Here is a 23,142-nt window from a genome sequence, read left to right on the forward strand (position 1 = left end):
GCAGGATCAGGTGAGCAGATGCGGCAGCAGGGTCAGGAAGTCGTCGGTCGCGTCGGCGGCGCCCAGCGCGCCGAGCGCCGGGAGGGCCGCGAGGCCGGCGAAGGCCACGGCGAGGACGCGGGTGGTACTCGGCGGGGCGGCCTGGAGCGCCGCGACGCGGCGGCTGATGGCGAGGCCGGAGAAGCGCAGCGCGCAGCCCGTGCCGCCGCCCCGGTGCGCGAGGAGCGCGGCGCGGGCGAGGGCACGCGCCACGTCGCGGCGGTCGCCGGTGCGGTCGGCGGCGTGTTCGTCGGCCCAGCGCTCCAGGAGGAAGGCGACGGCGTCGCGCACCGGGGCGAGCAGCGGGTTCAGCGCTGCGGCGACGTCGACGAGCAGGCGGAGGCGGGCGTGCCGGTGCCGCAGGTGGCCGCGTTCGTGCGCGAGGAGGACCTGACGTTCGTCCGCGTCGAGCCCCGCCAGCATCCCGGAGGTGACGAAGATCCGCCCCGGGCGCCCCGGGATGGCGAACGCCCGCGGGTCCGGCGAGGCGGCGACGATCAGCTCGGTGTCCGCGTCATGGGCCGCGTCGATCCGCCGCAGCGCCTCCCGGGTCCTGCGGTGCGTACGGAGGGTGCGGTACAGCCGGACGAGGCCGGCGGTCAGCCCGGCGAGCGCGGCGAGCGCGATGGCCTCGGGCACGGGGTCGGCGATGTGCAGGCCGTGCGGGCGGGGCGCGGCCCCGCCCGGCGGCGGGTCGCCGACGAGGGTCGCGGCGAGGAGCAGCAGCGCCCAGGTGGAGGCGGCGGCGGTGACCGCGGCGGCGCAGGTGAGGACGCGCGCCGCGGTGGCGGGCACGAGGCGGCGCGCCAGGGCCGGACCGGCCGTCGCCAGGAGGAGCGAGAGCACGAGGGGGACGTAGACGTCGATCCTCACCGGCCGCGGTCCTCCGCCAGGAACTGCCGCAGCGCGGCCTCCTCCTCACCGCTGAGCCCGGTGACGAACTGCTGCAGGGCCGCGATCGGGTCGGGCCCCTTGTCCAGGGCCTGGTGCATGACCTCGGCGGTCAGCTCGGCGGCGTTCTTGGCCGGCCGGTAGGCGCCGCGCCGGCCTTCCGCATCCCGTACGACCAGCGCCTTGTCGTGCAGCCGCTTGAGGATCGTGTGGATGGTGTTGTACGCGAGATCGCCGCCGATCTCGGCATGCACCTCCGCCGGGGTCAGCGGCGCCTCGGTCGCCCACAGGGCGGCCAGGACCTCGCTCTCCAGCGTGCCGGCGCTGCGTCGCTCCCCTCTGCCACGAGGGTTTCTGCCTACCATGGCAACACCCTACAGCCCGTAGGGCGCACGGGCACCGGTCGGTTCTCCCGTCCTCATGTCCGCACGGACACCGGTCGGCTCCCCCGGCCTCATGCGCCCCTCCGCGGCTTCTGCGCGAGGAGGACCGTGAGGAGCGCCTCCCAGCGGGCGCGGACGCGGGCCGGGGTGTAGCGGCGGGCGGACTCGGCGGCGTGCCCGCCGAGCTTCTTGCGCAGGGCGTCGTCCTCGACGAGGCGGGTGAGCGCGGCGGTCAGCCCCGGGGTGTCCCCCAGCGGTACGAGCAGGCCGTCCTGGCCGTCGGTGATGATCTCGCGGGGGCCGTGCGGGCAGTCGAAGCTGACCGGCGGGACGCCGTGGCTCATCGCCTCGGCCAGCACCATGCCGAACCCTTCGCGCCGGGAGGCGAGGGCGAAGACGGCGGCCTTGGCCAGTTCCCGGTCGAACTCCTGGGTGGTGCCCATCAGGTAGACGTGGTTGTAGAGGTGCCGGTCGTGGATCAGCGTCCGCAGGCGGTCGCGTTCGGGACCCGCGCCGTAGATGCGCAGCTGCCATTCGGGGTGCGCGCGGGCGATGGGCTCGAACGCCTTGATGAGGGTCGCGAAGCCCTTGCCCTTGACGAGCCGGCCGGCGGAGACGACGAGCGGCCGGTCGAGCCCTGCACGCGCCGGGGCCTCCTCGGAGAGCGGGTTGGGGATGCATTCGACGCGGACGCCGCTGTCCCCGAGCCGCCGCAGGTAGGCGTCCTCGTCGGCCGCGGTCAGTACGGTCACCGCGTCCAGCCGCCGGTACCAGCGCCCGATCTCCCGCGCGAGGTCCGGCTTGTGGTGGGAGTAGTGCAGGTGCTCCTGGCCGACCCGGACGACGGACTTGGGCGTGAAGCGGGCGGAGAGGAGGTTCAGGCCGGGCCGGGTGGTGATCAGTACGCCGTCGTGCAGCGAGCGCAGGTAGCGCACGATGCGCCGGTCGGTGAGGCGGCTGAACCGGTCGAAGCGGACCTCGGACTCGGGGACGAGCCGGCTGGGGCGGTGCTGCCGGCGGTACGTCAGCGGGCGCGTCCAGCGGGACGGCGGACGCGTGCCGTCGACCAGGGCCCGCAGCCGCACCTTCGGGTGCAGCGCGAAGCGGGGCTCGGCGCGGTGCCGGTGGACGCTCACCACCTCGACGTCGTGCCCGGCCTCGGCGAGGGCGTTCGCCTGGTTGACGACGGTGCGGACGGTGCCGCCGACGGCATAGGCGTTGAGCAGCAGGAAGCGGATCCTCACCGGGATTCCTCCCGTCGGCAGGTGATCGAGAGGTTGTCCTGGACGGTGTAGTACGGCTCGATCCGCAGGCCGCCGGCGCGCTGGGCCGGGTACGTGAAGATCTTCTTCTTGCCGGGCACGTCGTCCAGGTGGCGCCCCAGCCGGAGCGCGTCGTCACGGCCGTCCGGCACCAGGTACAGGTCCCAGACCCGGTCGCCTTCCGGGGTGGCGGAGGCGAGCGCGTCCAGCGGTACGGACACCTCGAAGCGGCCGTCCCGCTCCTCCGCCGCGAGGCGCAGTTCCGTACCGGCCGCGTCGCGCACCCGGGCCACCAGCGTGCCCGCGCCCGTGGCCGCGCCCACGACGTGCCCGAGGACTCGGATCCGGCCGTCGCGTGGCCAGACCTCGGCCACTTCGGCGTGCGCGGGGGCGATGCGGTCGGGCTGGTCGTGCATGACGCGCTCCTCCTGCAGCTGATCCGACAACCTGTAGGGTCACGATCCGAAACCCTACAGGATGTAGTACGGGATACGGGAAACGCGGGGCCGGGGCGCGGGACGGAGTGACGCGGTGCTGGGGCGCGGGAGGGAGTGACGCGGGACGGAGTGCGGCGCGCGGGCCCCGAGCGGCGCATACGATCCGCGTGGTCCGTGCGCTCCGCAGGGACCCCCAACGGCCGTACGGCCCGGCCCAGCGACGGAGGAACCACCCGCCATGCCCCACGCATCCGGCCCGCTCGACGAGTTGGACCGCAAGATCATCTCGGCCCTGACCGAGAACGCCAGGACCAGCTTCGCCGAGATCGGCTCGGCCATCGGCCTGTCGGCCACCGCGGTCAAGCGCCGGGTGGACCGGATGCGCGAGACCGGCGTGATCACCGGCTTCACCGCCACGGTCCGGCCCGCCGCGCTCGGCTGGCGCACCGAGGCGTACATCGAGGTGTACTGCGACGGCGCGGCCCCGCCCCGCCGCATCGCCGAGGTCGTCCGCAAGTACCCGGAGATCACCGCCGCCATGACGGTATCCGGCGGCGCCGACGCGCTGCTGCACGTCCGCGCGACCGACGTGGAGCACTTCGAGGAGGTGCTGGAACGCATCCGCACCGAGTCCTTCATCCGCAAGACGATCAGCTACATGGTCCTCTCGCACCTCATCCCGGACAGCCCGGAGGCCGGCGCCGGCTCGTCCGCGGTACAGGGCTACGGCCCCGACTCCCCCGCGGACTCCGCCCGCCCCGCGGGGAACACCGGCCTCATCTGATCCAACGACGCAGCAACCCTGCGCCGACTGCCTTTTCTACGCACGTTCACTGCGCCGGTGCGCAGCGTTCCGGCCTTGTCCGGCACAGCCACGGCTTCCTACCGTTGAGGGCATCCCCTGCGTCACCTCTCAGTGACCCCGCGTCACTCGGGGGACGCCCCCTGCCCGTCCGCGGAATCGGAGGACCCCGCCGTGCCCGAACCCGTGTCCGTACCGGCACCCGTGCGCGAGCCCGTGAGCGATGCGGCGCTGCGTACGATCGTGCGCCCGCCCCGTGTGCCGCGCCCGCGGCGCTTCCTGCTCTGCGAGCCGCGGTACTTCGATGTGCGGTACGCCATCAATCCCTGGATGAGCGACGCCGCGCCGGTCGACACCGCGCTGGCCCAGCGCCAGTGGGCGGCCCTGGTCCAGGCGTACCGCGACCACGGCCACACGGTGGAGACCGTGCCGCCGGTGGCCGGGCTGCCGGACATGGTGTTCGCGGCGAACTCGGCGCTCGTCGTGGGAGGACGCGTGTTCGGCGCGCGCTTCCACGCGCCGCAGCGCCGCCCGGAGTCCGTCGCGTACGAGAGGTGGTTCCGGGCCGCCGGGTTCGACGTGCACGCGCCGGAGGCGGTGTGCGAGGGCGAGGGCGACCTCGTGCCGGTCGGCGGCTACGTCCTGGCCGGTACGGGCTTCCGCACGACACGGGAGGCGCACCGAGAGGTACAGGAGTTCCTCGGCGTGCCGACGATCGGCCTGCAGCTGGTGGACCCGTACTTCTACCACCTCGACACCGCCCTCTTCCCGCTCGACGACACCAACATCGCGTACTACCCGGAGGCGTTCTCGCCCGGCAGCCGTGAGGTGCTGCGGCGGCTGTTCCCGGACGCGCTGCTCGCCACCCGGGACGACGCGCTGGCGTTCGGCCTCAATTCCGTCTCCGACGGGTGTCACGTCTTCGTCGCCCCGCAGGCTGAGGGGATCGTTGAACAACTCGCCCGTCACGGTTACGTTCCTGTCCCCGTCGACCTGTCGGAGTTCCACAAGGCCGGCGGCGGCATCAAATGCTGCACCCAGGAGGTCCGCTCATGACCGCGCCCATCCGCCTCTCGTCCTCCGCCGCGGCCGGCCCCGTGCCGCAGCCCTCCGCATCGGACGCCCGCTCCTCGGCGGAGCTGATCCGCGCGGAAGGGCCCGTCCTCGCGCACAACTACCACCCGCTCCCGGTGGTCGTGGCGCGCGCCGAGGGCGTCTGGGTCGAGGACGTCGAGGGCCGCCGGTACCTCGACATGCTCGCCGGCTACTCGGCGCTGAACTTCGGCCACCGCCACCCGGCGCTCGTCGAGGCCGCGCACCGCCAGCTCGACCAGGTCACCCTCACCTCGCGCGCCTTCCACAACGACCGGCTCGCCGGCTTCGCCGAGGGCCTGGCCGCGCTCACCGGCATGGACATGGTCCTGCCGATGAACACGGGCGCCGAGGCCGTGGAGAGCGGCATCAAGGTCGCCCGCAAGTGGGCGTACGACGTCAAGGGCGTGGCTCCGGACCAGGCCACGATCGTCGTCGCCGCCGACAACTTCCACGGCCGCACGACCACGCTCGTCAGCTTCTCCACCGACCCCGTGGCGCGCGCCGGCTACGGCCCCTACACGCCCGGCTTCCGCGTCGTCCCGTACAACGACCTCGCCGCCCTCGAAGCGGCCGTGGACGAGACCACGGCGGCCGTGCTCATCGAGCCGATCCAGGGCGAGGCCGGCGTCCTCATCCCGGACGACGGCTACCTGACCGGCGTCCGCGAGCTGACCCGGCGGGCCGGCTGCCTGTTCATCGCCGACGAGATCCAGTCCGGGCTCGGGCGCACGGGCCGCACGCTGGCCGTCGAGCACGAATCCGTCGTCCCGGACGTGCTGCTGCTCGGCAAGGCGCTCGGCGGCGGCATCGTCCCGGTCTCCGCCGTAGTGGCCCGCCGGGACGTGCTGGAGGTGCTGCACCCGGGCGAGCACGGCTCCACGTTCGGCGGCAACCCGCTGGCCGCCGCGGTCGGTTCGGCCGTCATCGACCTGCTGGCCACCGGCGAGTACCAGCGCCGGGCGGCCGAGCTGGGCGAGGTACTGCGCGCCGGCCTCGCCGGCCTGACCGGCAAGGGCGTCACCGGCTTCCGGGCCCGCGGCCTGTGGGCGGGCGTCGACGTCGACCCCGCGCTGGGCACGGGGCGCGAGATCAGCGAGCGCCTCATGCGGGAAGGCGTCCTGGTCAAGGACACCCACGGCTCCACTGTGCGGCTCGCCCCGCCGCTGACCATCACGGAGGACGAACTGTCGTCGGCGATCGAAGCGCTGGGGCGGGTGCTGGGCGAGTAGCGCATACTCATGCAGTCCTGCACAACAAAATAGCTGGACACTTTGCAACCTTGTCCGCAACTCTATTCCGCATGACACATACTGATTCACATTCAGCTGCGGATGCGGGCGAGCTCAGCTGGCCCGTCGGGTTCCGGGCGTACACCGGGAACGGGGGCCTGCGGGCACACGGGGACGACATCTCGATCGTGGCGTCGGACCGGCCGTCGGTCAGCGCCGCGATGTTCACCCGCAGCCGCTTCGCGGGCCCCGCGGTGGTACTCAGCCGGGCGCACGCCGCCGGCGGGCGCCTGCGCGCCGTCACCACCCTGGCGCAGAACGCCAACGTGGCCACCGGACGGCAGGGCGAGGAGAACGCGGCCGAGGTCGTCGGCCGGGTCGCCGCGATACTCGGCGTCCCGGCCGACGCCGTGCTCATCGGGTCCACCGGCGTGATCGGACGGCCGCTCCCGATGGACACCATCCGCGCGCACCTGGAGGCGACGGCGGAGCGCGGCCCGGCGGCCTTCGAGGCGGGCCCCCTCGACGTGGCGCGCGCGATGATGACCACGGACACCCGCCCGAAGACCAGCACCCGGAGCGTCGGCCGGGCCCGCATCGTGGGCGTCGCCAAGGGCGTCGGCATGCTGGAGCCGAATATGGCCACGATGCTGGCGTACGTGTTCACCGACGCGGAGCTCTCCCCCGCCGCACTGGACACCGCGCTGCGCGGCGCCGTGGAGAAGACGTTCAACTGCCTGAGCGTGGACACCGACACCTCCACCTCCGACACCGTGAGCGCGCTCGCCAACGGGGCGGCGGGGCCGGTCGACCCGGCGGCGTTCTCGGCGGCGCTCGCCGAGGTGTGCCTGGATCTCACGGAACAGCTGGCGAGCGACGGGGAGGGCGCGAGCAAGCTGCTGCGGGTCACGGTGGCGCAGGCCGCCGACTACGCGCAGGCCAAGCGGGTGGCCAAGAGCGTAGTGAACTCTCCGCTGGTCAAGACGGCCGTGCACGGCGCCGACCCGAACTGGGGCCGGGTCGTCATGGCCATCGGCAAGAACACCGAGGACACGGACATCGAGCCGGCGAAGGTGACCGTACGGTTCGGCGAGACCGAGGTGTACCCGGAGGAACCCGCGGCCGACACCCTCGAAAAGCTGGCCGAGACCATGCGGCGGGACGAGGTCGACATCTCGATCGGGCTGGGCCTCGGCGGGGCCGCCGCCACGGTCTACGGCTGCGACCTGACCGAGGGCTACATCCGCGTCAACGCGGACTACACGACCTGACGCGACCGGACACGGCCCGGCACGGCCTGGCACGGCCTGGCACGGCCTGACACACCCTGGCTGACCTGGGCGGACGACGCTTCCGAGGGCCGTTGTCAGTGGTCGGGTGCAGACTGACCCGTACCTGGAACAACGGCGTTCGGAGGTGCATTGACATGACGACCCACACGGCTGATGTCCTGCTCGCGGTGGGGACCCGGAAGGGCCTGTTCATCGGCCGGCGACGGTGGGGCACGTGGGAGCTGGGCGAGCCCCACTTCCCGGCCCAGGCGGTCTACTCGATCGGTATCGACACCCGCCGCGCCACACCGCGGCTGCTGGCCGGCGCGGACAGCGCACACTGGGGCCCTTCGGTTTTCCACTCGGACGATCTCGGCGAGAGTTGGGTGGAGCCGGCCCGCCCGGCGGTCAAGTACCCGGAGTACACGGGGAGTTCACTGGAGCGGGTGTGGCAGCTGCAGCCCGCGGGCCCGGCGGCGCCCGATGTCGTCTATGCCGGTACGGAGCCGGGCGCGCTGTTCCGGTCCGAGGACGGCGGCGAGTCGTTCGAGCTGGTGCGGCCGCTGTGGGAGCACCCCTCGCACGACCAGTGGGTGCCGGGCGGCGGCGGGCTCGCGGTGCACACGGTGATCACCGACCCGCGCACCGCCGACGCGGTGACGGTGGCCGTGTCCACGGCCGGGGTGTTCCGCACGCTGGACGGCGGGGCGAGCTGGTCGCCGTCCAACGCGGGCGTGAAGGCGGTGTTCCTGCCCGATCCGGACCCGGAATTCGGCCAGTGCGTCCACAAGATCGCGCAGGATTCGGTCAACCGCGACCGCCTCTACCTGCAGAACCACTGGGGGGTTTACCGCAGCGACGACGCGGGCGCGAAGTGGACGGACATCGGGTCGGGGCTGCCGTCGGACTTCGGGTTCGCGGTCGCCGCGCACCCGCACCGCGGCGACGTGGCGTATGTCTTCCCGATCACCGCTGACATGGACCGGGTGCCGGCCGAGCACCGCTGCCGGGTGTTCCGGACCTCCGACGCGGGCGCGAGCTGGGAGGCGCTGAGTGCGGGGCTGCCGCGGGAGGACCACTACGGCACGGTGCTGCGCGACGCGCTGTGCGTGGACGACGCGGATCCGGCGGGCGTGTACTTCGGCAATCGCAATGGCGAGGTGTTCGCCAGCGCGGACGACGGCGACAGCTGGCAGCAGCTCGCCGCCCACCTGCCGGACGTGCTGTGCGTACGGGCGGCGGTAATGGCCTGAGCGGTGGAGGCGTGGGCGGTGGAGATGGCGTGATCCGGCGCAGTCCTGGCCGAAGCTGACCGGAGGAGGGCGAAGGTGACCGGGGGAAGGGGGCACGGGTTGATACGGACCACCGGGCGGCCAGTAGGGTGACGCCGTGGCTGCACGACCTCTCCATGAAATCGTCGAACCGGGCTGGGCGAAGGCACTTGAGCCCGTTGCCGGACGGATCGCCGCGATGGGCGACTTCCTGCGGGCGGAGATCGCCGCGGGACGCACGTACCTCCCGGCCGGCAGCAATGTGCTGCGCGCCTTCCAACAGCCCTTCGACGAGGTGCGGGTGCTCATCGTCGGGCAGGACCCCTACCCCACGCCGGGACACGCCGTCGGGCTCAGCTTCTCGGTAGCGCCGGAGGTGCGCCCGCTGCCGGGCAGCCTGGAGAACATCTTCCGCGAGATGCACTCCGACCTGGGGCTGGGGCGGCCGGCCAACGGTGACCTCACGCCGTGGACCCGGCAGGGCGTGCTGCTGCTCAACCGCGCCCTGACGACGGCGCCGCGCAAGCCCGCCGCACACCGCGGCAAGGGCTGGGAAGAGGTCACCGAGCAGGCCATCCGTGCGCTGGCCGCGCGCGAGCGGCCGCTGGTGGCCGTCCTGTGGGGGCGGGACGCGCGCAATTTGCGCCCGCTTCTCGGGCAGGTGCCGTCGGTCGAGTCGGCGCACCCCTCGCCGATGTCCGCCGACCGGGGTTTCTTCGGCTCGCGGCCGTTCAGCCGGGTCAACGACCTGCTGGTCAAGCAGGGCGCACAACCGGTGTCCTGGCAGCTTCCCTGACCTCGCGGCGGCTTGCTCGACCGCGCGGCCGTCCCTCGGCCTTGCGGCAGCGCCGGGGCCGCGGGCCGGTGGCCGGGCTGACGTGGTGGCCCGACGGCCGGGCTGAGCTGGAGGGATAGTGTGCCCGCATGACCACGAACTCGAACGTGCCGGCGGGCTGGTACGCCGACCCGCAGGGCACGCCTGACCAACTGCGCTGGTGGGACGGCGCCCGGTGGACCGAACACACCCACCCGGGCGGCCAGGGACAGGCCCCGGGCCAGGCGCAGCAGCAGGCGCAGGCCCCGGCGCAGCAGTACGGCCAGGCACAGCAGTACGACCAGCAGCAGGCGCACGGCCAGGCGCAGCACCAGGCACAGCACCAGCAGGGACAGCAGGGACAGGCACCCGGCGCGCAGCCGATGCCGCAGGCACAGCCCCAGCCGCAGCCGTACGCGCAGGGCGCACCCCAGCACACCCCCCAGCAGCCGTACGGGCAGGCCCAGGCCCAGCCCCAGGGGTACGGCTACCCGCAGCAAGCCGGCGGTGCGCCGGGTTCGCTGTTCAGCGAGCCGGTTCTGGTGGTGAACCAGAAGGCCAAGCTGATCGAGATGACGAACGAGTACAGCGTCTTCGACCAGAACGGCAACACCATCGGCTCGGTCGTGCAGGTCGGCCAGAGCACGGCCAAGAAGGTGCTGCGGCTGGTCTCCAGCCTCGACCAGTACATGACCCACAAGCTGGAAATCCGTGACGCGTACGGACAGCCGCAGCTGGTGCTGACGCGGCCGGCCAAGTTCATCAAGTCCAAGGTGCTGGTGGAGCGCCCGGACGGGCAGCCGGTCGGCGAGATCGTGCAGCAGAACGCCATCGGGAAGATCAACTTCGCGCTGGTGGTCAACGGCCAGCAGATCGGCGCGATCAAGGCGGAGAACTGGCGCGCCTGGAATTTCGCCATCGTCGACCACGCCGACCAGGAGATCGCCCGGATCACCAAGACGTGGGAGGGCCTCGCCAAGACGATGTTCACCACGGCGGACAACTACGTCCTGCAGATCCACCAGCAGCTGCCCGACCCGCTGCTGAGCCTGGTGGTCGCCACGGCGCTGACCGTCGACACCGCCCTCAAGCAGGACGCCCGCGGCTTTGGGTGAGACCACGCCGGCGCCGGGCCCCGCACCGGTAGTACTCGGGGTCGACTCGGGCGGCTCGGGCCTGCGGATCGCGGTCGCCCGCGCATACGGGGACGCTGCCCACGGGGACGAGGCCGCGGCCGGAGGGGCTCCGGCCCCGGTGCGGCGGCTGCGTACGGTCGTCTTCCGGGAGCCGGTGCGTACGGGACCGGACGGCATCGACGCGGACGACCTGCTCGGCCGGCTCCTGCCGGCGGCCGACTCGCTGCTGCGCGAGGCGGGCGGGGGCGGCCGGTGCGCGGCGGTGTGCGTGGGCGCGGCCGGCATGGCCGCCCTCGGCGACGGCCTGCGCGCTGCGCTGCCCGCCGCGCTGTCCCGCGCGCTCGGCACGGACCGGCTGGCCCTCACGGCCGACGCGGTCACCGCGTACGCGGGGGCGCTCGGCCAGCGCCCCGGGGCCGTGGTCGCGGCCGGCACGGGCATGATCGCGATGGGCACGGACCTCAGCCCGGCGACCGGCTGGCGCCGCGCCGACGGCTGGGGCCACCTCCTGGGCGACTGCGGCAGCGGCGCCTGGATCGGCCGGGCTGGGCTGGAGGCGGCGCTGCGCGCGCACGACGGCAGGCCCGGCGGTTCGGCGGCGCTGCTGGCCCGCGCGGAAGCGGTGTTCGGGCCGGTCACGGACCTGCCCGGCAAGCTGTACCCGCGTACGGACCGGCCCGCCGTACTGGCCTCCTTCGCGCCCGAGGTCGCGCGCTGCGCCGCCGAGGACAAGTTCGCCGCGGCCATACTCGACGAGGCCGCCCACCACATCGCCGACTCGGCGGCCGCGGTCTGCCCGCGGGAAGTCGCGCCCACCGGCCGGGAGGTCGCGTACACCGGCGGCCTCTTCAAGATCGGCGAACCGCTGCTGGAGCCGTTGCGGGCGGCGCTCGCGGTACGGCTGCCCGGCGTACGCCTCCGCGCGGCGGACGGCGATCCGCTGGACGGCGCGCTGCTGATCGCGTCGGCGGTGGCGCGGGACGCGCTGCGGCTGCCCACCGATGAGCGGCTGCTGCGCGTAGGCGGATGAGTACGCCGGGGAGCCCGCCAACGACGACGCGCTCGCACTATTCGCAGTCGCACACGCGTCGACCGCCCTCATCGCGCCCCACCCCTCCCTTCGCCCCGCCGTCCAGCAGCCGCTCCGCCCCCGTCACCGACGCCCACGCCATCGACGCCCCCGTCACCAACGCCCCCATCGACCCATAACCGGAATCCCCCCATCAGCACCCCTTTCGATCGCCCGCCGCACAAGTCAGCGCAGATCACACGGCGTGTCGTGGGATGTTCACACGAAGACGCGCGGGACGAATCGGTACACAAGACACCCGACTGTGCCCTCCCTCGGCACGGGGTGCCGAAGAGGCGTTAGCATGCGGCGCCATGAGTTCCCCCACTGGGCCCGCACCCGGCCTGCCTGTACGAATGCCGCGTCCGCGCCAGTCCGGACGCCACCGCCGACCCGAGCCGGTCGCCGCGCCCGAGGGCGCGCCCGCGCTCGTTCTGGCCGTTCCCGGCGCCCCCACCGCCGCGTCGCGCGGCCTGGCGGAGGAGGTGTCCAGCATCGCCCGCTCCGAGCTGCCCGGCCTCGACGCGCGGATCGGGTACGTCGACGGCGGTGACGGCGAGTTCCCGTCGCTGGAGGCGGTGCTCGCGCACGCCGCCGCCGAGCGCAGGGCCCGCATCGAGAACGGTGCGCAGGACCTGAAGGACAGCCCGGCAGCCGTCGTCGTGCCGCTGCTCGCGGGCCCCGACAACGCCCTGCTCCGCCGCATACGCCAGGCGATCATGAACAGCGGCTCCGCCGCCGAGCTCACCGACGTGCTCGGGCCGCACCCGCTGCTCGCCGAGGGCCTGCACGTACGGCTGTCCGAGGCCGGCCTGGCGCGCGCCGACCGCGCCCGGCTGTTCACGGTCGCAACGGCCGCTGACGGCATCATCCTCGCCACCGTCGGCGGCGAGGAGGCCGTGCAGGCCGCCGGCATCACCGGCATGCTGCTCTCCGCGCGCCTCGCGGTGCCGGTGCTGGCCGCCGCGCTGGACGAGGACGGCGCGATCTCGCGTACGGCCGAGCAGCTGCGGGCCTCGGGGTCGCAGCAGCTGGCGCTGGCCCCGTACCTGATCGGCCCGGAGATCGCCGACGGGCTGCTGGGGGCGGCCGCGGCCGAGGCGGGCTGCGCCTCCGCGGAGGCGCTGGGTGCGTACATGGCGGTGGGCCGCCTGGTCCTGTCCAACTACGCGGCGTCGCTCGGCATCACGCTGCAGTCGGCACAGGGCGCAGCGACCCACTGAACCGCCGCCGGCCGCCACGGGTGGCCGACGACACGGCCTGGTGGACGAACCAGTAACAGCCTGGTGGAAGAACCAGTAGACGAAGCTCGGATATAGCCGAACGAAGCACCGATGGGCCGCCTCGCACCACGCGGGGCGGCCCATCGCCGTATCCGGGGCAGCCCATCGTCCCTCACCCGCTCGTCCGCCCCACCAGCACCCGTACCCGTACCTCTTCCGCGTACGGGCCCTCCGGGAGTGCGGCCCGCAGGCCGGCGGTGAAGTGCGGGCGGTCGGCGGGGGGCGGCAGCCGGTCGGCCGGTACGGCGGAGCAGACGCCGCCGACCAGCTCCTCGAACGTCAGCTCCACGCCGTAGCGGTGGTCGATCTCGCGCACCCCGTCGTAGCCCGCCGCGCGCAGCGCCCGGGCGTAGCAGGCCTGATCGTCGTCGCCCGTGCCGCAGGTGGCCTCCAGGACCGTGCCGAAGTACCGCTCCAGGTAGCCGCGTAGCGCGTCCGACCAGTAGCTCTCCTGCTGCCAGAGCGGTACGCCGTTCGCGATCACGGCGATGCCGCCGCCGGGCCGGAGCAGCGGGCGCAGCTCGCGGAAGAGCTGCTCGTGGTCCATCCAGTGCAGCGCCTGGCCGATGGCGGTCATGGCCAGCGCGCCGCGGCCGAGCAGCGTACCGAGCGCCGGGACGTCGGTGTCCGCGCCGAGCACCCAGGTGGCGTTGCCTACGCCTGCCTCGTCGGCGGCCCGGCGGGCCAGCCGCAGCATGTCCGGTTCGGGGTCCATGCCGAGGACGGCGCCGACCCGCGCGGCGAGCGGCACGGCCAGCTGTCCCGTGCCGCAGCCGAGGTCGAGCGCGGTGTCGCCGGCGGTCAGGCCGAACGCTTCCTGCAGTGCGTCCAAAAGCTCCGGGCGGTAGCCACGCCGGAAGCGGGCGTAGTACTCGGCGACTTCACCACTGAATCCGACGGTCATGCCGTCAGACTGCCCGTTTCCCGGCCGCCGCGCCCGGCATTCGGACGATCTCACCGCCAAGCGTCCGCTATCGGCTGAACATACTCATCGGCCGGAAATCAAGAGGGTCCGGCCCACCGGACGCAGGCTCTCAGCCTCCGAAGACCACGCAGGAAGCCGACGGTACCGGGAGCGAACCGCCGCGCTCCGGGACTCCCGTTTCCGGGTCGACCGTGAACCACGTGACGTCCCCGGAGCGTTCGTTGGCCGCGTACAGGAAGCGTCCTGCTGGGTGCAGCGCCAGGTCGCGGGGCCAAGTGCCGCCGCACGGGACGGTTGTTACGAGGCGGGGGGCGAGGCCTTCCTGATGCAGCGTCAGTACGGCGATGCTGTCGTCGCCGCGGTTGGCGGACCAGGCGAAGCGGCCGTCGGCGGAGACCACGAATTCGGAGGGCAGCGTCGGCGTCACACCGCCCTCGGGCAGTACGGACGTCTCCCCCACCGGCGTCAGCACCCCCTGTACGGCGTCCCAGCGGCAGGTGGTCACCGTCGGGTCCAGCTCGTTGATGACGTAGGCGAGCCGGCCACCCGGGTGGAAGCGCAGGTGGCGCGGGCCGCTGCCGGCGCGCAGCGCGACCTCGCGGCGCATGACCAGCTCCCCGCTCCCCGGGTCGATGTCGCAGACGCGTACGGAGTCGGTGCCGAGGTCCACGCTGAGCACCCAGCGGCCCGTGGGGTCGGCGACCACGGCGTGCGCGTGCGGGCCGGTCTGCCGCTCGGCGTTCGGGCCGCTGCCGTGGTGCTGGAGTACCGCGCCGGGGCCGGGCGCGGTGGGCGCGCCGTCGGCCCGCAGGGGCAGCGCGCTGACGCTGCCGGAGCGGTAGTTGGCGGTCAGCAGGTGACCGGCGTGCGGGGTGAGGTGGGTGGGCGCGGAGCCGTTGACGGGCACCGGCGGCGCGAGCGGTTCCGGCCGGTCGCCCGCGAGCGAGAACGCGGCGGCCGCGCCGTCGGGCGTCTCGCTCACCGCGTACAGCAGCCGGCCGTCGCCGGACACCGCCAGGTAGGAGGGGTTGGCCACCGCGTCGGTGCGGTGCAGCTCCTTCAGCGCCCCGCTCTCCGGATCGACCTCTGCGGTCACCACGCCGGCCCCGCCGGCCGTCGACCCGATGTACGCCCGCCGCCCGGCACCGTTCCGGCCGTCACCGTTCACGCTCATACCCCGCATCTCGTCCGCACGCCCCGCATCGGTCGGTCACCGACGCTAACAGCCGGGCGGCGCGGAGCCTGTCCTCAGGCGCCGATCAGCGGCGCGCGGTCGGAGTCGCGCAGGGGTACCGCGAGTTCGGCGAGCGCTCGTTCCAGGCCGTGCAGGTGGGCGAGGGCGGGCCCCGCGGCGGGAACGCCCGGCGGTACGAGGGCGGCGGCCTCCAGTGCCCGCGTCGGCCGTGGTGAGGTGAGGCATTCCACCGCGGTCTCCACGCGCCAGCAGGCCGCGGTGAGGCGGTCGTCGTGGGACGCCTCGGGGTCGGCGGCGACGGCGGCCAGCCCGCGGACCTCGCGGGCGCAGTCGTCGAGCAGGGCGAGTACCTGACGGGCCCGCTCCTTGCGGGCGCGCAGCGGGCTGAGCGGGTGGACCAGCGGCGCGAGCGACACCCGTACCTTGCCGAGCAGCAGCTCCAGCTCGGCGATCCGCGGCGCGGGGTCGGCGTCCGCGGAGCCCGCCAGGCGCGCGGCGGATTCGGCGGTGCAGGCGTGCACACAACGCAGCGCACGCTCGATCCAGGCGTCCGTCGTGGCGTGCGTGGTGACGGGCAGTACGAGCAGGACCGCCAGTACCGCGCCGAGCGCCCCGACACCCGTCTCCGCGACCCGCAGCACGAGCAGCCCCGGATCCAGCACCCCGAGGAGCCCGTACAGCAGCCCGGCCATCACCGTCACCGAGAGCATCATCCAGGTGTACGAGACGGCGGCCGTGTAGAAGATCCCGAAGACGCAGACGGCGACGAGCGCGGCGGTCGCCACCGGCGCACCGTGCAACGGCACAGCGACACCCAGTCCCACAGCGATACCGATCACCGTGCCGAGCACCCGCCGGAAACTCCGTACCAGCGTCTCGCCGCTCGACGCCGTGTTCACGAAGACCCACCACGTCGCCCCGACGGCCCAGTACCAGCGCTCCTGCGACAGCACCTGGCCCGCCGCGAGCGCGAAGGCACCGCCGGCCATCGCCTGTACCGCCTGCCGCGTGGTCGGCCGGGCGAGCCCGGTGCCGATGTTCAGCGGCGGTACCGCGGCGGGCGGCGGCAGCCGGCGCTCGTAACACCACAGCCCGAAGCGCACGGCCGAGGAGGCCAGCAGGGACAGCAGCACGGCTCCGTACAGCTCGGGCAACTGGCCGGGCACCGCGTGCAGGAACTGCGCCGCGAAGAAGACCATGAAGCCGAGTACACCGAGGGAGTGCCCTCGCGGGCCCCACCGACGGGCGTACACCCCGGCACCGACCACGGCGAGGAAGGCCGCGTCCCGTGCCACCGGGTGGTCGTGCAGCATCGCGGCCAGGGCGAGCACAGGCAGCCCCACCGCCGGGAACAGCGCGGTGGTGATCGCCTGCCCGCGGACCGTGGAGTCCGTGACCGTGAAGAGGGCGAGCAGGGCCGCGAGCCCGCCGGTGATGGCCGCGGCCATCGAGTGACCGGCCGCACCGCACAGGGCCACCGCCGACCCGATGCCGAGCACCGCCCGCAACGCACTGCGCAACCGCAGCCGCCCCGGATCCGGAGCCACGAACACCCTCTTCAGCACAGATCCCCGCCCTTTCTGCGTTCCGACACGACCGGCTTCGGTGTTCCGACACGACCGGCACGGCACGGCATGAAAAAGGCGCCGCGGAATCCGCAGCGCCATCGACACGACCATCAGAACACCTGGGAGCCCACTGGCTCAACAGAAGTCGAGATCACTGCGCCATTGGCACAGGGCGACGCGCGCCCGCGAGATCCGGGCGGTGCCAATGGACCACCGACGTGAGCCTCCCGCCACATCCGCACCTGGATCCGACGGAGCCCGCGGCGATGGCGTGGCCCCGCTGAGCGCACTCCGGCGGCGGACCGAACGGAACACTGAGCTCGCTCCGGCGGCGGACCGTCTCACGTGCTGGAATACTCGTCTCAGCGGCTTGATCCGAGCAGGTCGGACGGCGCAGAATGCGAGGCATGACTGCTGCTGCCGACCTCCTCGTGGAACGACTCCACGTCGACCTGTGTCGCCAGACCAGCGCCGGCTGTCGCGCCTGACGGCTGTTTCCCCAGTTCCCGCGCGCTCGTGATGCCTGTGCATCCGTGATGCCCGCGCGTCGGTGATTTCTGTGCTTCCGTGACGTCCGCGGCGAACCGCCGTGGGTATCCGCTGCTGCGCAGCGCCGTGAACACCCTTTTCGTCTCCCGGGTCCGCCCGCCGGGCCGCCGTGCCCTGCCACGGCTGCCCGGTGCGTCGCCCGCTGCTCTTTCCTCCTCCCACCGGAGTCCTCGATGTCCTCTGCTCTGACGTCCCCGCTGACGTTCCATTGGTTCCTGCCCACGACCGGTGACAGCCGGCACATCGTCGGCGGCGGCCACGGCTCGCTGCCCGGCACCGCCGGCGGGGACCGGCCCGCCTCCGTGGAGTACCTCGGCCAGATCGCCCGCAGCGCCGAACAGCTGGGCTTCGTCGGGGCGTTGACGCCGACGGGCGCGTGGTGCGAGGACGCCTGGCTGACCACGGCGATGCTCACGCAGGTCACCGAGCGGCTGAAGTTCCTCGTCGCCTTCCGGCCCGGCCAGATCAGCCCGACCCTGTCGGCGCAGATGGCCGCGACCTACCAGCGGCAGTCGCACGGCCGGCTGCTGCTCAACGTCGTCACCGGCGGCGAGTCGGCGGAGCAGCGCGCGTACGGCGACTTCCTCGACAAGGACCAGCGGTACGCGCGCACCGGCGAGTTCCTGGACATCGTGCGGCGGCTGTGGGACGGCGAGACGGTCGACCACCACGGCGAGCACCTGCGGGTGGAGGGCGCGAAGCTCAACCGGCTGCCCGACCCGGTGCCGCAGGTCTACTTCGGCGGCTCCTCGCCCGCGGCCGGCGAGGTGGCGGCGCGGTACACCGATGTGTACCTGACCTGGGGCGAGCCGCCGCAGCAGGTGAAGCAGAAGATCGACTGGATTCGGTCGCTGGCCGCCGCGCAGGGCCGCGAGGTGCGCTTCGGCATCCGGCTGCACACCATCAGCCGGGACACCACGGAGCAGGCGTGGGCCGAGGCCGAGCGGCTGCTGCAGGGGATGGACCCCGAGCGCATCAAGGCGGTGCAGCAGGGCCTGGCCACCAGCGAGTCCGAGGGCCAGCGCCGGATGCGCGAGCTGCACAACAGCGGGTCCAGCGACAACCTGGAGATCTACCCCAACCTGTGGGCGGGCGTCGGCCTGGTCCGCGGCGGCGCCGGCACGGCGCTGGTGGGCAGCCACTCCGAGGTCGCGAACCTCATCGAGGAGTACGCCCGGCTGGGCATCGAGGAGTTCGTCCTCTCCGGTGTGCCGCACCTGGAGGAGGCGTACTGGTTCGGCGAGGGCGTGCTGCCGCTGCTGGAGCGGCGCGGCCTGTGGCAGCACCCGGCCGGGCCGCGCACGACCGAGGCGGGCATCGTCCCGTTCGCCGGCCGATGAGCCCGGCACCCGCGCCCTCGCAGGCGCCACCCCATCCGGACGAGCGGCAGGCGGGCACCCCGCCCACCCGGCTGAAGACCGTGGTGCTCGCCAGCCTGCTGGGCACCACCGTCGAGTGGTACGACTTCTTCCTGTACTCCACGGCCGCCGGGCTGGTCTTCAACAAGCTGTTCTTCCCGACCGCCAACGGCACGGTCGGCACGATGCTGTCGTTCGCGACGTTCGCGGTGGGTTTCGTCGCCCGGCCGGTCGGCGGGCTGCTGTTCGGGCACATCGGTGACCGGATCGGCCGCAAGCGCACCCTCGCCTTCACGATGGGCCTGATGGGCGTCTCCACCGCCCTCATCGGCCTGCTGCCGACGTACCAGCAGGTCGGACTGCTCGCCCCCGCGCTGCTCCTGGTCCTGCGCGTCGCGCAGGGCGTGGCGCTCGGCGGCGAGTGGGCGGGGGCGGTGCTGCTGGCCGTCGAGTACGGGCCCGACGGCCGCAAGGGGCGGTTCGGCAGCTATCCGCAGATCGGGCTGGCGCTCGGACTGGCCCTGGGCACCGGGGTGTTCGCGCTGCTGAACGACGTGCTCAGCGACGCCGCCTTCCTCGGTTACGGATGGCGGATCGCCTTCCTCGTCAGCCTGGTGCTCGTCGGGGTCGGCCTGACCGTGCGGCTCAAGATCGACGAGACGCCGGCCTTCCGCGCCGTACGCCGACTGCAGGAACTGCCGCGCTCCGCGCCCCTGGTGGAGCTGGTGCGCGAGCCAGCCGCCCGCCGGCACGTGCTGCTCGGCATGCTGGCGCGGTGGGGCGAAGGCGCCGCCTTCAACACCTGGGGCGTCTTCGCGATCACGTACGCGACGGGCACGCTCAAGCTCGACCGCACGCCGGTACTGCTCGCGGTGACGGCCGCCGCGCTCGTCATGGCGTTCCTGATACCGGTGTCCGGCGCGCTGGTCGACCGGCTGGGCGCGCGCCGCGTCTACCTCGTGGGCATGGGCGCCTTCGCCGTCTCGGTCTTCCCGGCGTTCTGGCTCTTCGGCACGGGCGGCACCTGGGCGTTCGCGGCCGCGCTGCTGATCACCCTCGGCCTCGTGCACGCCTCGTTCTACGGTGCGCAAGGCACCCTGTTCGCCGCCCTGTTCCGCACCCCGGTGCGCTACACGGGAATGTCGTTCGTCTACCAGATGTCCGGCATCTTCGCCTCGGGGATCACCCCGCTGGTCATGACGGCACTGCTGGCCCTCGGCTCCGGCACGCCCTGGCTCGCCTGCGGATACCTCGCCCTGACCGGCCTGGTGAGCATGGTGGCGACCGCCCGGCTCCGGGACGCGGACCTGCACGTCCCGACCGGCCGGGCGCCGGTCGCCGAGTAGCGCTTCACCTCACGCCGTCGCCATCGCCGTTTCCGTACGGTGCTTGCGCACGTAAGCGGTGTACAGATCGATGACGAACTTGGTGAGGATCGCCTCGGCGATGACGAGGCCGGCCTTCACCAGCGCCGCACAAAGGAGTTCACCCACCGGAACCACTCTCCTGTTCCCTCGTGTCCGCGCGGCTCCCGGGAGGGGGCCGCGACTACCGTTCCTCCACCCATGCCCCATCGAGGTGACGGTGTCGGCCACTCACTGTGGACAGGTGGTGACAGACAGGTGAACTGGAGTCCGGTCGGTCACGCGTCAGGACGCCGACTGACCCCGCTGTCGCAGGTCACCGCCGTACGCCGCAGACTGGAGGGAGGTGACCGACCGGTATCGCCTCCGTTCCGCCCGCAAGGAGCCGCTTCCCATGGCCGTGGACGCACTCGACGCCCGGATCCTCCGGCTGCTGCTGGAGCAGCCGCGGACGAGCGTGCGGGAGTACGCGCGCCTCCTCGGCGTCGCGCGCGGCACGGTGCAGGCACGCCTGGACCGGCTGGAGCGGGACGGTGTGATCACCGCGTACGGGCCTCGGCTCTCCCCCGCCGCGCTCGGGCATCCCGTCACCGCCTTCGCGCACATCGAGGTCACCCAGGGGCACCTGGAGGAGGTCGCGGCCCTGCTCGCCGAGGTGCCGCAGATCATCGAGGCGTTCTCGACCACGGGCGGCGGCGATCTGCTGGCCAAGGTGGTGGCGCGGGACGCGGCGCATCTGGAGGACGTGATCCAGCAGCTGATCAACATGCCGGGGGTGGTGCGGACGCGCACGGAGGTGGCGCTGCGCGAGCGCGTGCCGCACCGGCTGCTGCCGCTGGTGGAGGACGTCGGCGGGGCCGCGGCGGCGCGCTGACCGCGGGCTTGGCATCCTGGGGGCATGAGCACCGACGCCCCCTCCCGCACGCCCGTCATCTTCGACCTCGACGGCACCCTGGTCGACAGCGAGCCCAACTACTACGAGGCGGGGCGGCGGCTGCTCGCCCGGTACGGGGTCGAGGACTTCACCTGGGAGCACCACGCGCGGTTCATCGGCATCGGGACGCGCGAGACGCTGGAGATCCTGAAGAAGGAGTACGGGATCGACGCGCCCGTGGCGGAGCTGCTGGCCGGGAAGAACGCGATCTACCTGGAGCTGGCCGGGGCGCAGACCGAGGTCTTCCCGGAGATGCGGGCGTTCGTGGAGCAGCTGCACGCGGCCGGGCACCCGGTCGCGGTGGCGTCCGGCTCGTCCCGGGCCGCGATCGACGCCGTACTGAAGGGCACGGATCTGGACACGATGCTCAGCACGCGGGTGTCGGCCGAGGAGGTGGGGCGCGGCAAGCCCGAGCCCGATGTCTTCCTGGAGGCGGCCCGGCGGCTGGGGGTGGCGCCGGAGAGCTGCGTCGTGCTGGAGGACGCGGCTCCCGGCGCCGAAGCCGCGCGCCGTGCCGGGATGCGGTGCATCGCGATCCCGTACGTGGCGGAGACCGCCGGAGACCCGGCGTTCGAGGCCGCCGGGCTCCTCTTCAGGGGCGGTCAGCGGGAGTTCACTGCGCGGGCCGCATACGCATGGCTCGCTCGGCCAGCTCCGTCTTCTTGATCTTTCCGGTGGCGGTGAGCGGCAGTTCCGGGGTCAGTTCGATCGCGGGCAGCTTGTAGGCGGCCATGGCCGCGCCCGCCCACTCCGTCAGGGCCTCGGCGGTGAGCGTGCTGCCGGGGACGGTACGGACGTAGGCGTACGGGCGCTGGCCGCGCCGCTCGTCCGGTACGGCCACGACGGCCGCGGCCAGCACGTCCGGGTGCCGCCCGAGCAGCGTCTCCACCTCGGTCGGGAAGACGCTCATCCCGTTCACCTTGATCATGTCCTTGTCGCGGCCGAGGTAGTGCAGACAGCCCTCCTCGTCGATGCTGCCGATGTCGCCCGTGTGCAGCCAGCCGTCGCGGAGTGCGGTCTCGGTGGCCTTGGGGGCGCGCCAGTACCCGGTCAGCACAGACGGGCCACGGACGACGATCTCGCCGCGCTCGCCGAGCGGCAGCGGCTCACCGGTGGCGAAGTCGGCGACCATGATGTCCGTACCGGGGACGGGCAGCCCGCAGAAGGTCGGCTCGCTGTGCAGGTCGGCGTCGCCGTCCTGGAAGCCCAGGGTGGAGGTGTCGCTGGTGTGCGTCTCCGTCATGCCGTACGACGCCTCGCGCAGCACGCTGTGGCCGCCGACGGCGCGGCGCCAGCGCTCGCGTATCTCGGGGGTGAGCTTGCGGATGAAGGAGACGGTGAGCGGCGCGGTGAAGGCGGCGAGGTCGCGCCCCGCGAGGTCCAGTTGGTCCAGGAGTTCGAGGTAGTTCTCGACCGTGCCGGCCATCGTGGCGACGCGGTACCGCTCCAGCCCGTCGAGGACCGCTGCCGGGCCCCAGCGCGGCAGCAGCACGCTCGTGCCGCCGGAGACCAGCGGCGCGAGAATGCCGAGGTTCTCGCCCGCGATCCAGAAAATGGGCAGGTAGCAGAGGGAGACGATGCCCTCGGGGGCCAGGTCGGGGGCCCGGCCCGAGTCGATGGCGGTGGCCGTGTAGACCATGTGGCGCTGGGTGTGTTCGCAGCCCTTGGGCATGCCGGTGGTGCCGCCGGTGTAGTTGAGTGCGGCGAGCGCGTCGAGGTCGTCGGCGATCCGGCCGTGCGGGGCGTGCGTAAGGGCTTCGTCCCAGGCATCGGTGTCGGCGAGGAGTACCTCGCGTACGGGGGTGTCCGCGCGTATCTCCTCGATGCCCGGGGCCAGTTCGGTACGGGAGATGACCAGGCGGGCGCCGGAGTCGGTCAGTTCGTGGCGGAGTTCGGCCGCCTTGAACATGGGGTTGACCGGTACGTGGACCGCGCCCAGGCGCAGTACGGCGAGCATCGCGACGAGGAACTGGGGGCAGTTGGGGAGGTGGACGCCGACCCGGTCGCCGGGCTCCACGCCGCGCTCCGCCAGCCAGCCCGCGAGGCGGTCGGAGGCCTCGTCCAGCTCCCGGTAGGTGATCTCGCGGCCGTCGAAGACGAGGGCCGGGCGGTCGGGGGCCGTGGTGGCCCAGTGGCGCACGTAACCGGGCACGGTCCGCTCGCCGGCCCGGAGCCTGATGGTGTCCGACTGCCGGCCGCTGCGGGCCCGGTCCTGTCGGGTGCGGAGATCGGTCAGGTAGTGCTCGATACGCGTCGCGCGGCTCACT

Annotated in this window: 23 protein-coding genes; 14 read left to right on the forward strand and 9 right to left on the reverse strand. The window is 73.1% G+C overall.

All coding sequences use genetic code 11. The annotated features are described in order from the left end of the window. Window positions 1–6: 6 nt before the first annotated feature. From ACZ4MH_RS22375 to ACZ4MH_RS22390, 4 genes are all read right to left on the reverse strand, one after another. Window positions 7–912, reverse strand: coding sequence for a M56 family metallopeptidase (locus ACZ4MH_RS22375; RefSeq protein ID WP_351596344.1), 906 nt, complete (start codon window positions 910–912; stop codon window positions 7–9). Continuing rightward, complete coding sequence (locus ACZ4MH_RS22380; protein ID WP_351596347.1) at window positions 909–1,295, reverse strand: BlaI/MecI/CopY family transcriptional regulator; 387 nt, start codon at window positions 1,293–1,295, stop codon at window positions 909–911. Before ACZ4MH_RS22380 ends, ACZ4MH_RS22375 begins: the two co-directional genes overlap by 4 nt. An 89-nt stretch (window positions 1,296–1,384) precedes the next feature. Continuing rightward, window positions 1,385–2,557, reverse strand: coding sequence for a glycosyltransferase family 4 protein (locus ACZ4MH_RS22385; protein WP_351596350.1), 1,173 nt, complete (start codon window positions 2,555–2,557; stop codon window positions 1,385–1,387). Beyond that, window positions 2,554–2,991: a hypothetical protein gene (locus ACZ4MH_RS22390; RefSeq protein WP_351596353.1), complete on the reverse strand. Its 438-nt coding sequence runs from the start codon at window positions 2,989–2,991 to the stop codon at window positions 2,554–2,556. The genes ACZ4MH_RS22385 and ACZ4MH_RS22390 overlap by 4 nt, the downstream gene beginning before the upstream one ends. A 259-nt stretch (window positions 2,992–3,250) precedes the next feature. Here ACZ4MH_RS22390 and ACZ4MH_RS22395 point away from each other — a divergent pair, with 259 nt between their 5' ends. From ACZ4MH_RS22395 to ACZ4MH_RS22435, 9 genes are all read left to right on the forward strand, one after another. Next, window positions 3,251–3,796, forward strand: a complete 546-nt coding sequence (locus ACZ4MH_RS22395; protein WP_351596356.1) for an Lrp/AsnC family transcriptional regulator — start codon at window positions 3,251–3,253, stop codon at window positions 3,794–3,796. A 276-nt stretch (window positions 3,797–4,072) separates the two neighbouring features. After that, window positions 4,073–4,870 carry a dimethylargininase gene (ddaH, locus tag ACZ4MH_RS22400; RefSeq protein ID WP_467754656.1) on the forward strand — a complete coding sequence of 266 codons (798 nt, stop codon included), beginning with the start codon at window positions 4,073–4,075 and terminating at the stop codon, window positions 4,868–4,870. Beyond that, entirely contained in the window at window positions 4,867–6,138 is a 1,272-nt protein-coding gene (gene rocD, locus ACZ4MH_RS22405) for an ornithine--oxo-acid transaminase (protein ID WP_351596359.1), read from the forward strand. Before ddaH ends, rocD begins: the two co-directional genes overlap by 4 nt. Before the next feature lie 71 nt (window positions 6,139–6,209). Then, window positions 6,210–7,409 (forward strand): bifunctional glutamate N-acetyltransferase/amino-acid acetyltransferase ArgJ, encoded by a 1,200-nt coding sequence (argJ, locus tag ACZ4MH_RS22410; protein ID WP_351596362.1) that lies wholly within the window; start codon window positions 6,210–6,212, stop codon window positions 7,407–7,409. 155 nt (window positions 7,410–7,564) lie between these two features. Beyond that, window positions 7,565–8,662: a WD40/YVTN/BNR-like repeat-containing protein gene (locus ACZ4MH_RS22415; protein ID WP_351596365.1), complete on the forward strand. Its 1,098-nt coding sequence runs from the start codon at window positions 7,565–7,567 to the stop codon at window positions 8,660–8,662. A gap of 136 nt (window positions 8,663–8,798) precedes the next feature. Beyond that, window positions 8,799–9,476: a uracil-DNA glycosylase gene (locus ACZ4MH_RS22420; protein WP_351596368.1), complete on the forward strand. Its 678-nt coding sequence runs from the start codon at window positions 8,799–8,801 to the stop codon at window positions 9,474–9,476. Window positions 9,477–9,604: 128 nt separating this feature from the next. After that, the gene (locus tag ACZ4MH_RS22425; protein WP_351596371.1) at window positions 9,605–10,609 is read left to right on the forward strand and encodes an LURP-one-related family protein; all 1,005 of its coding nucleotides are present in this window, start codon (window positions 9,605–9,607) and stop codon (window positions 10,607–10,609) included. Beyond that, window positions 10,602–11,660, forward strand: coding sequence for an N-acetylglucosamine kinase (locus ACZ4MH_RS22430; protein WP_467754652.1), 1,059 nt, complete (start codon window positions 10,602–10,604; stop codon window positions 11,658–11,660). Before ACZ4MH_RS22425 ends, ACZ4MH_RS22430 begins: the two co-directional genes overlap by 8 nt. A 353-nt stretch (window positions 11,661–12,013) precedes the next feature. Further along, window positions 12,014–12,922 (forward strand): sirohydrochlorin chelatase, encoded by a 909-nt coding sequence (locus ACZ4MH_RS22435; RefSeq protein WP_351592893.1) that lies wholly within the window; start codon window positions 12,014–12,016, stop codon window positions 12,920–12,922. A 172-nt stretch (window positions 12,923–13,094) separates the two neighbouring features. Here ACZ4MH_RS22435 and ACZ4MH_RS22440 read toward each other — a convergent pair whose 3' ends face one another. From ACZ4MH_RS22440 to ACZ4MH_RS22450, 3 genes are all read right to left on the reverse strand, one after another. Continuing rightward, entirely contained in the window at window positions 13,095–13,886 is a 792-nt protein-coding gene (locus ACZ4MH_RS22440; protein ID WP_351592896.1) for a class I SAM-dependent methyltransferase, read from the reverse strand. Between the two features lie 130 nt (window positions 13,887–14,016). Then, window positions 14,017–15,081 (reverse strand): lactonase family protein, encoded by a 1,065-nt coding sequence (locus tag ACZ4MH_RS22445; RefSeq protein ID WP_351592899.1) that lies wholly within the window; start codon window positions 15,079–15,081, stop codon window positions 14,017–14,019. A 74-nt stretch (window positions 15,082–15,155) separates the two neighbouring features. Further along, window positions 15,156–16,667 carry an FUSC family protein gene (locus ACZ4MH_RS22450; RefSeq protein ID WP_351592902.1) on the reverse strand — a complete coding sequence of 504 codons (1,512 nt, stop codon included), beginning with the start codon at window positions 16,665–16,667 and terminating at the stop codon, window positions 15,156–15,158. A 410-nt stretch (window positions 16,668–17,077) separates the two neighbouring features. Between ACZ4MH_RS22450 and ACZ4MH_RS22455 the strand changes: the two genes are divergently transcribed. The 3 genes from ACZ4MH_RS22455 to ACZ4MH_RS22465 all read left to right on the forward strand — a co-directional run bounded on the left by ACZ4MH_RS22455 (window position 17,078) and on the right by ACZ4MH_RS22465 (window position 19,923). Next, the gene (locus ACZ4MH_RS22455) at window positions 17,078–17,158 is read left to right on the forward strand and encodes a putative leader peptide (protein ID WP_351592995.1); all 81 of its coding nucleotides are present in this window, start codon (window positions 17,078–17,080) and stop codon (window positions 17,156–17,158) included. Between the two features lie 234 nt (window positions 17,159–17,392). After that, entirely contained in the window at window positions 17,393–18,559 is a 1,167-nt protein-coding gene (locus ACZ4MH_RS22460) for an LLM class flavin-dependent oxidoreductase (protein WP_351592904.1), read from the forward strand. Further along, window positions 18,556–19,923, forward strand: a complete 1,368-nt coding sequence (locus ACZ4MH_RS22465; protein ID WP_351592907.1) for an MFS transporter — start codon at window positions 18,556–18,558, stop codon at window positions 19,921–19,923. The genes ACZ4MH_RS22460 and ACZ4MH_RS22465 overlap by 4 nt, the downstream gene beginning before the upstream one ends. Before the next feature lie 9 nt (window positions 19,924–19,932). Here ACZ4MH_RS22465 and ACZ4MH_RS22470 read toward each other — a convergent pair whose 3' ends face one another. Then, window positions 19,933–20,070 (reverse strand): hypothetical protein, encoded by a 138-nt coding sequence (locus tag ACZ4MH_RS22470; protein WP_351592910.1) that lies wholly within the window; start codon window positions 20,068–20,070, stop codon window positions 19,933–19,935. Window positions 20,071–20,335: 265 nt separating this feature from the next. On the opposite strand from ACZ4MH_RS22470, the gene ACZ4MH_RS22475 reads away from it, so the two are divergent. After that, window positions 20,336–20,815, forward strand: a complete 480-nt coding sequence (locus ACZ4MH_RS22475; protein ID WP_223733963.1) for an Lrp/AsnC family transcriptional regulator — start codon at window positions 20,336–20,338, stop codon at window positions 20,813–20,815. A gap of 24 nt (window positions 20,816–20,839) precedes the next feature. After that, the gene (locus tag ACZ4MH_RS22480) at window positions 20,840–21,541 is read left to right on the forward strand and encodes an HAD family hydrolase (RefSeq protein ID WP_351592914.1); all 702 of its coding nucleotides are present in this window, start codon (window positions 20,840–20,842) and stop codon (window positions 21,539–21,541) included. On the opposite strand, the gene ACZ4MH_RS22485 is transcribed toward ACZ4MH_RS22480, so the two are convergent. Beyond that, on the reverse strand, window positions 21,489–23,141 hold the full coding sequence (locus tag ACZ4MH_RS22485; protein WP_351592917.1) for an AMP-binding protein: 1,653 nt from the start codon (window positions 23,139–23,141) through the stop codon (window positions 21,489–21,491). The two genes, ACZ4MH_RS22480 and ACZ4MH_RS22485, sit on opposite strands and share 53 nt — an antisense overlap. Between the last annotated feature and the right edge of the window lies 1 nt (window position 23,142).

The sequence above is a fragment of the Streptomyces sp. NPDC026301 genome (assembly GCF_055567935.1).

Excerpts from the sequence above, each read along its gene's own strand:
- ACZ4MH_RS22380 (WP_351596347.1), bottom strand. The coding sequence starts at position 1,295 with ATGGTAGGCAGAAACCCTCGTGGCAGAGGGGAGCGACGCAGCGCCGGC.
- ACZ4MH_RS22390 (WP_351596353.1), bottom strand. The coding sequence starts at position 2,991 with ATGCACGACCAGCCCGACCGCATCGCCCCCGCGCACGCCGAAGTGGCC.
- ACZ4MH_RS22395 (WP_351596356.1), top strand. The coding sequence starts at position 3,251 with ATGCCCCACGCATCCGGCCCGCTCGACGAGTTGGACCGCAAGATCATC.
- rocD (WP_351596359.1), top strand. The coding sequence starts at position 4,867 with ATGACCGCGCCCATCCGCCTCTCGTCCTCCGCCGCGGCCGGCCCCGTG.
- argJ (WP_351596362.1), top strand. The coding sequence starts at position 6,210 with ATGACACATACTGATTCACATTCAGCTGCGGATGCGGGCGAGCTCAGC.
- ACZ4MH_RS22415 (WP_351596365.1), top strand. The coding sequence starts at position 7,565 with ATGACGACCCACACGGCTGATGTCCTGCTCGCGGTGGGGACCCGGAAG.
- ACZ4MH_RS22425 (WP_351596371.1), top strand. The coding sequence starts at position 9,605 with ATGACCACGAACTCGAACGTGCCGGCGGGCTGGTACGCCGACCCGCAG.
- ACZ4MH_RS22435 (WP_351592893.1), top strand. The coding sequence starts at position 12,014 with ATGAGTTCCCCCACTGGGCCCGCACCCGGCCTGCCTGTACGAATGCCG.
- ACZ4MH_RS22440 (WP_351592896.1), bottom strand. The coding sequence starts at position 13,886 with ATGACCGTCGGATTCAGTGGTGAAGTCGCCGAGTACTACGCCCGCTTC.
- ACZ4MH_RS22445 (WP_351592899.1), bottom strand. The coding sequence starts at position 15,081 with ATGAGCGTGAACGGTGACGGCCGGAACGGTGCCGGGCGGCGGGCGTAC.
- ACZ4MH_RS22455 (WP_351592995.1), top strand. The coding sequence starts at position 17,078 with ATGACTGCTGCTGCCGACCTCCTCGTGGAACGACTCCACGTCGACCTG.
- ACZ4MH_RS22460 (WP_351592904.1), top strand. The coding sequence starts at position 17,393 with ATGTCCTCTGCTCTGACGTCCCCGCTGACGTTCCATTGGTTCCTGCCC.
- ACZ4MH_RS22465 (WP_351592907.1), top strand. The coding sequence starts at position 18,556 with ATGAGCCCGGCACCCGCGCCCTCGCAGGCGCCACCCCATCCGGACGAG.
- ACZ4MH_RS22475 (WP_223733963.1), top strand. The coding sequence starts at position 20,336 with ATGGCCGTGGACGCACTCGACGCCCGGATCCTCCGGCTGCTGCTGGAG.
- ACZ4MH_RS22480 (WP_351592914.1), top strand. The coding sequence starts at position 20,840 with ATGAGCACCGACGCCCCCTCCCGCACGCCCGTCATCTTCGACCTCGAC.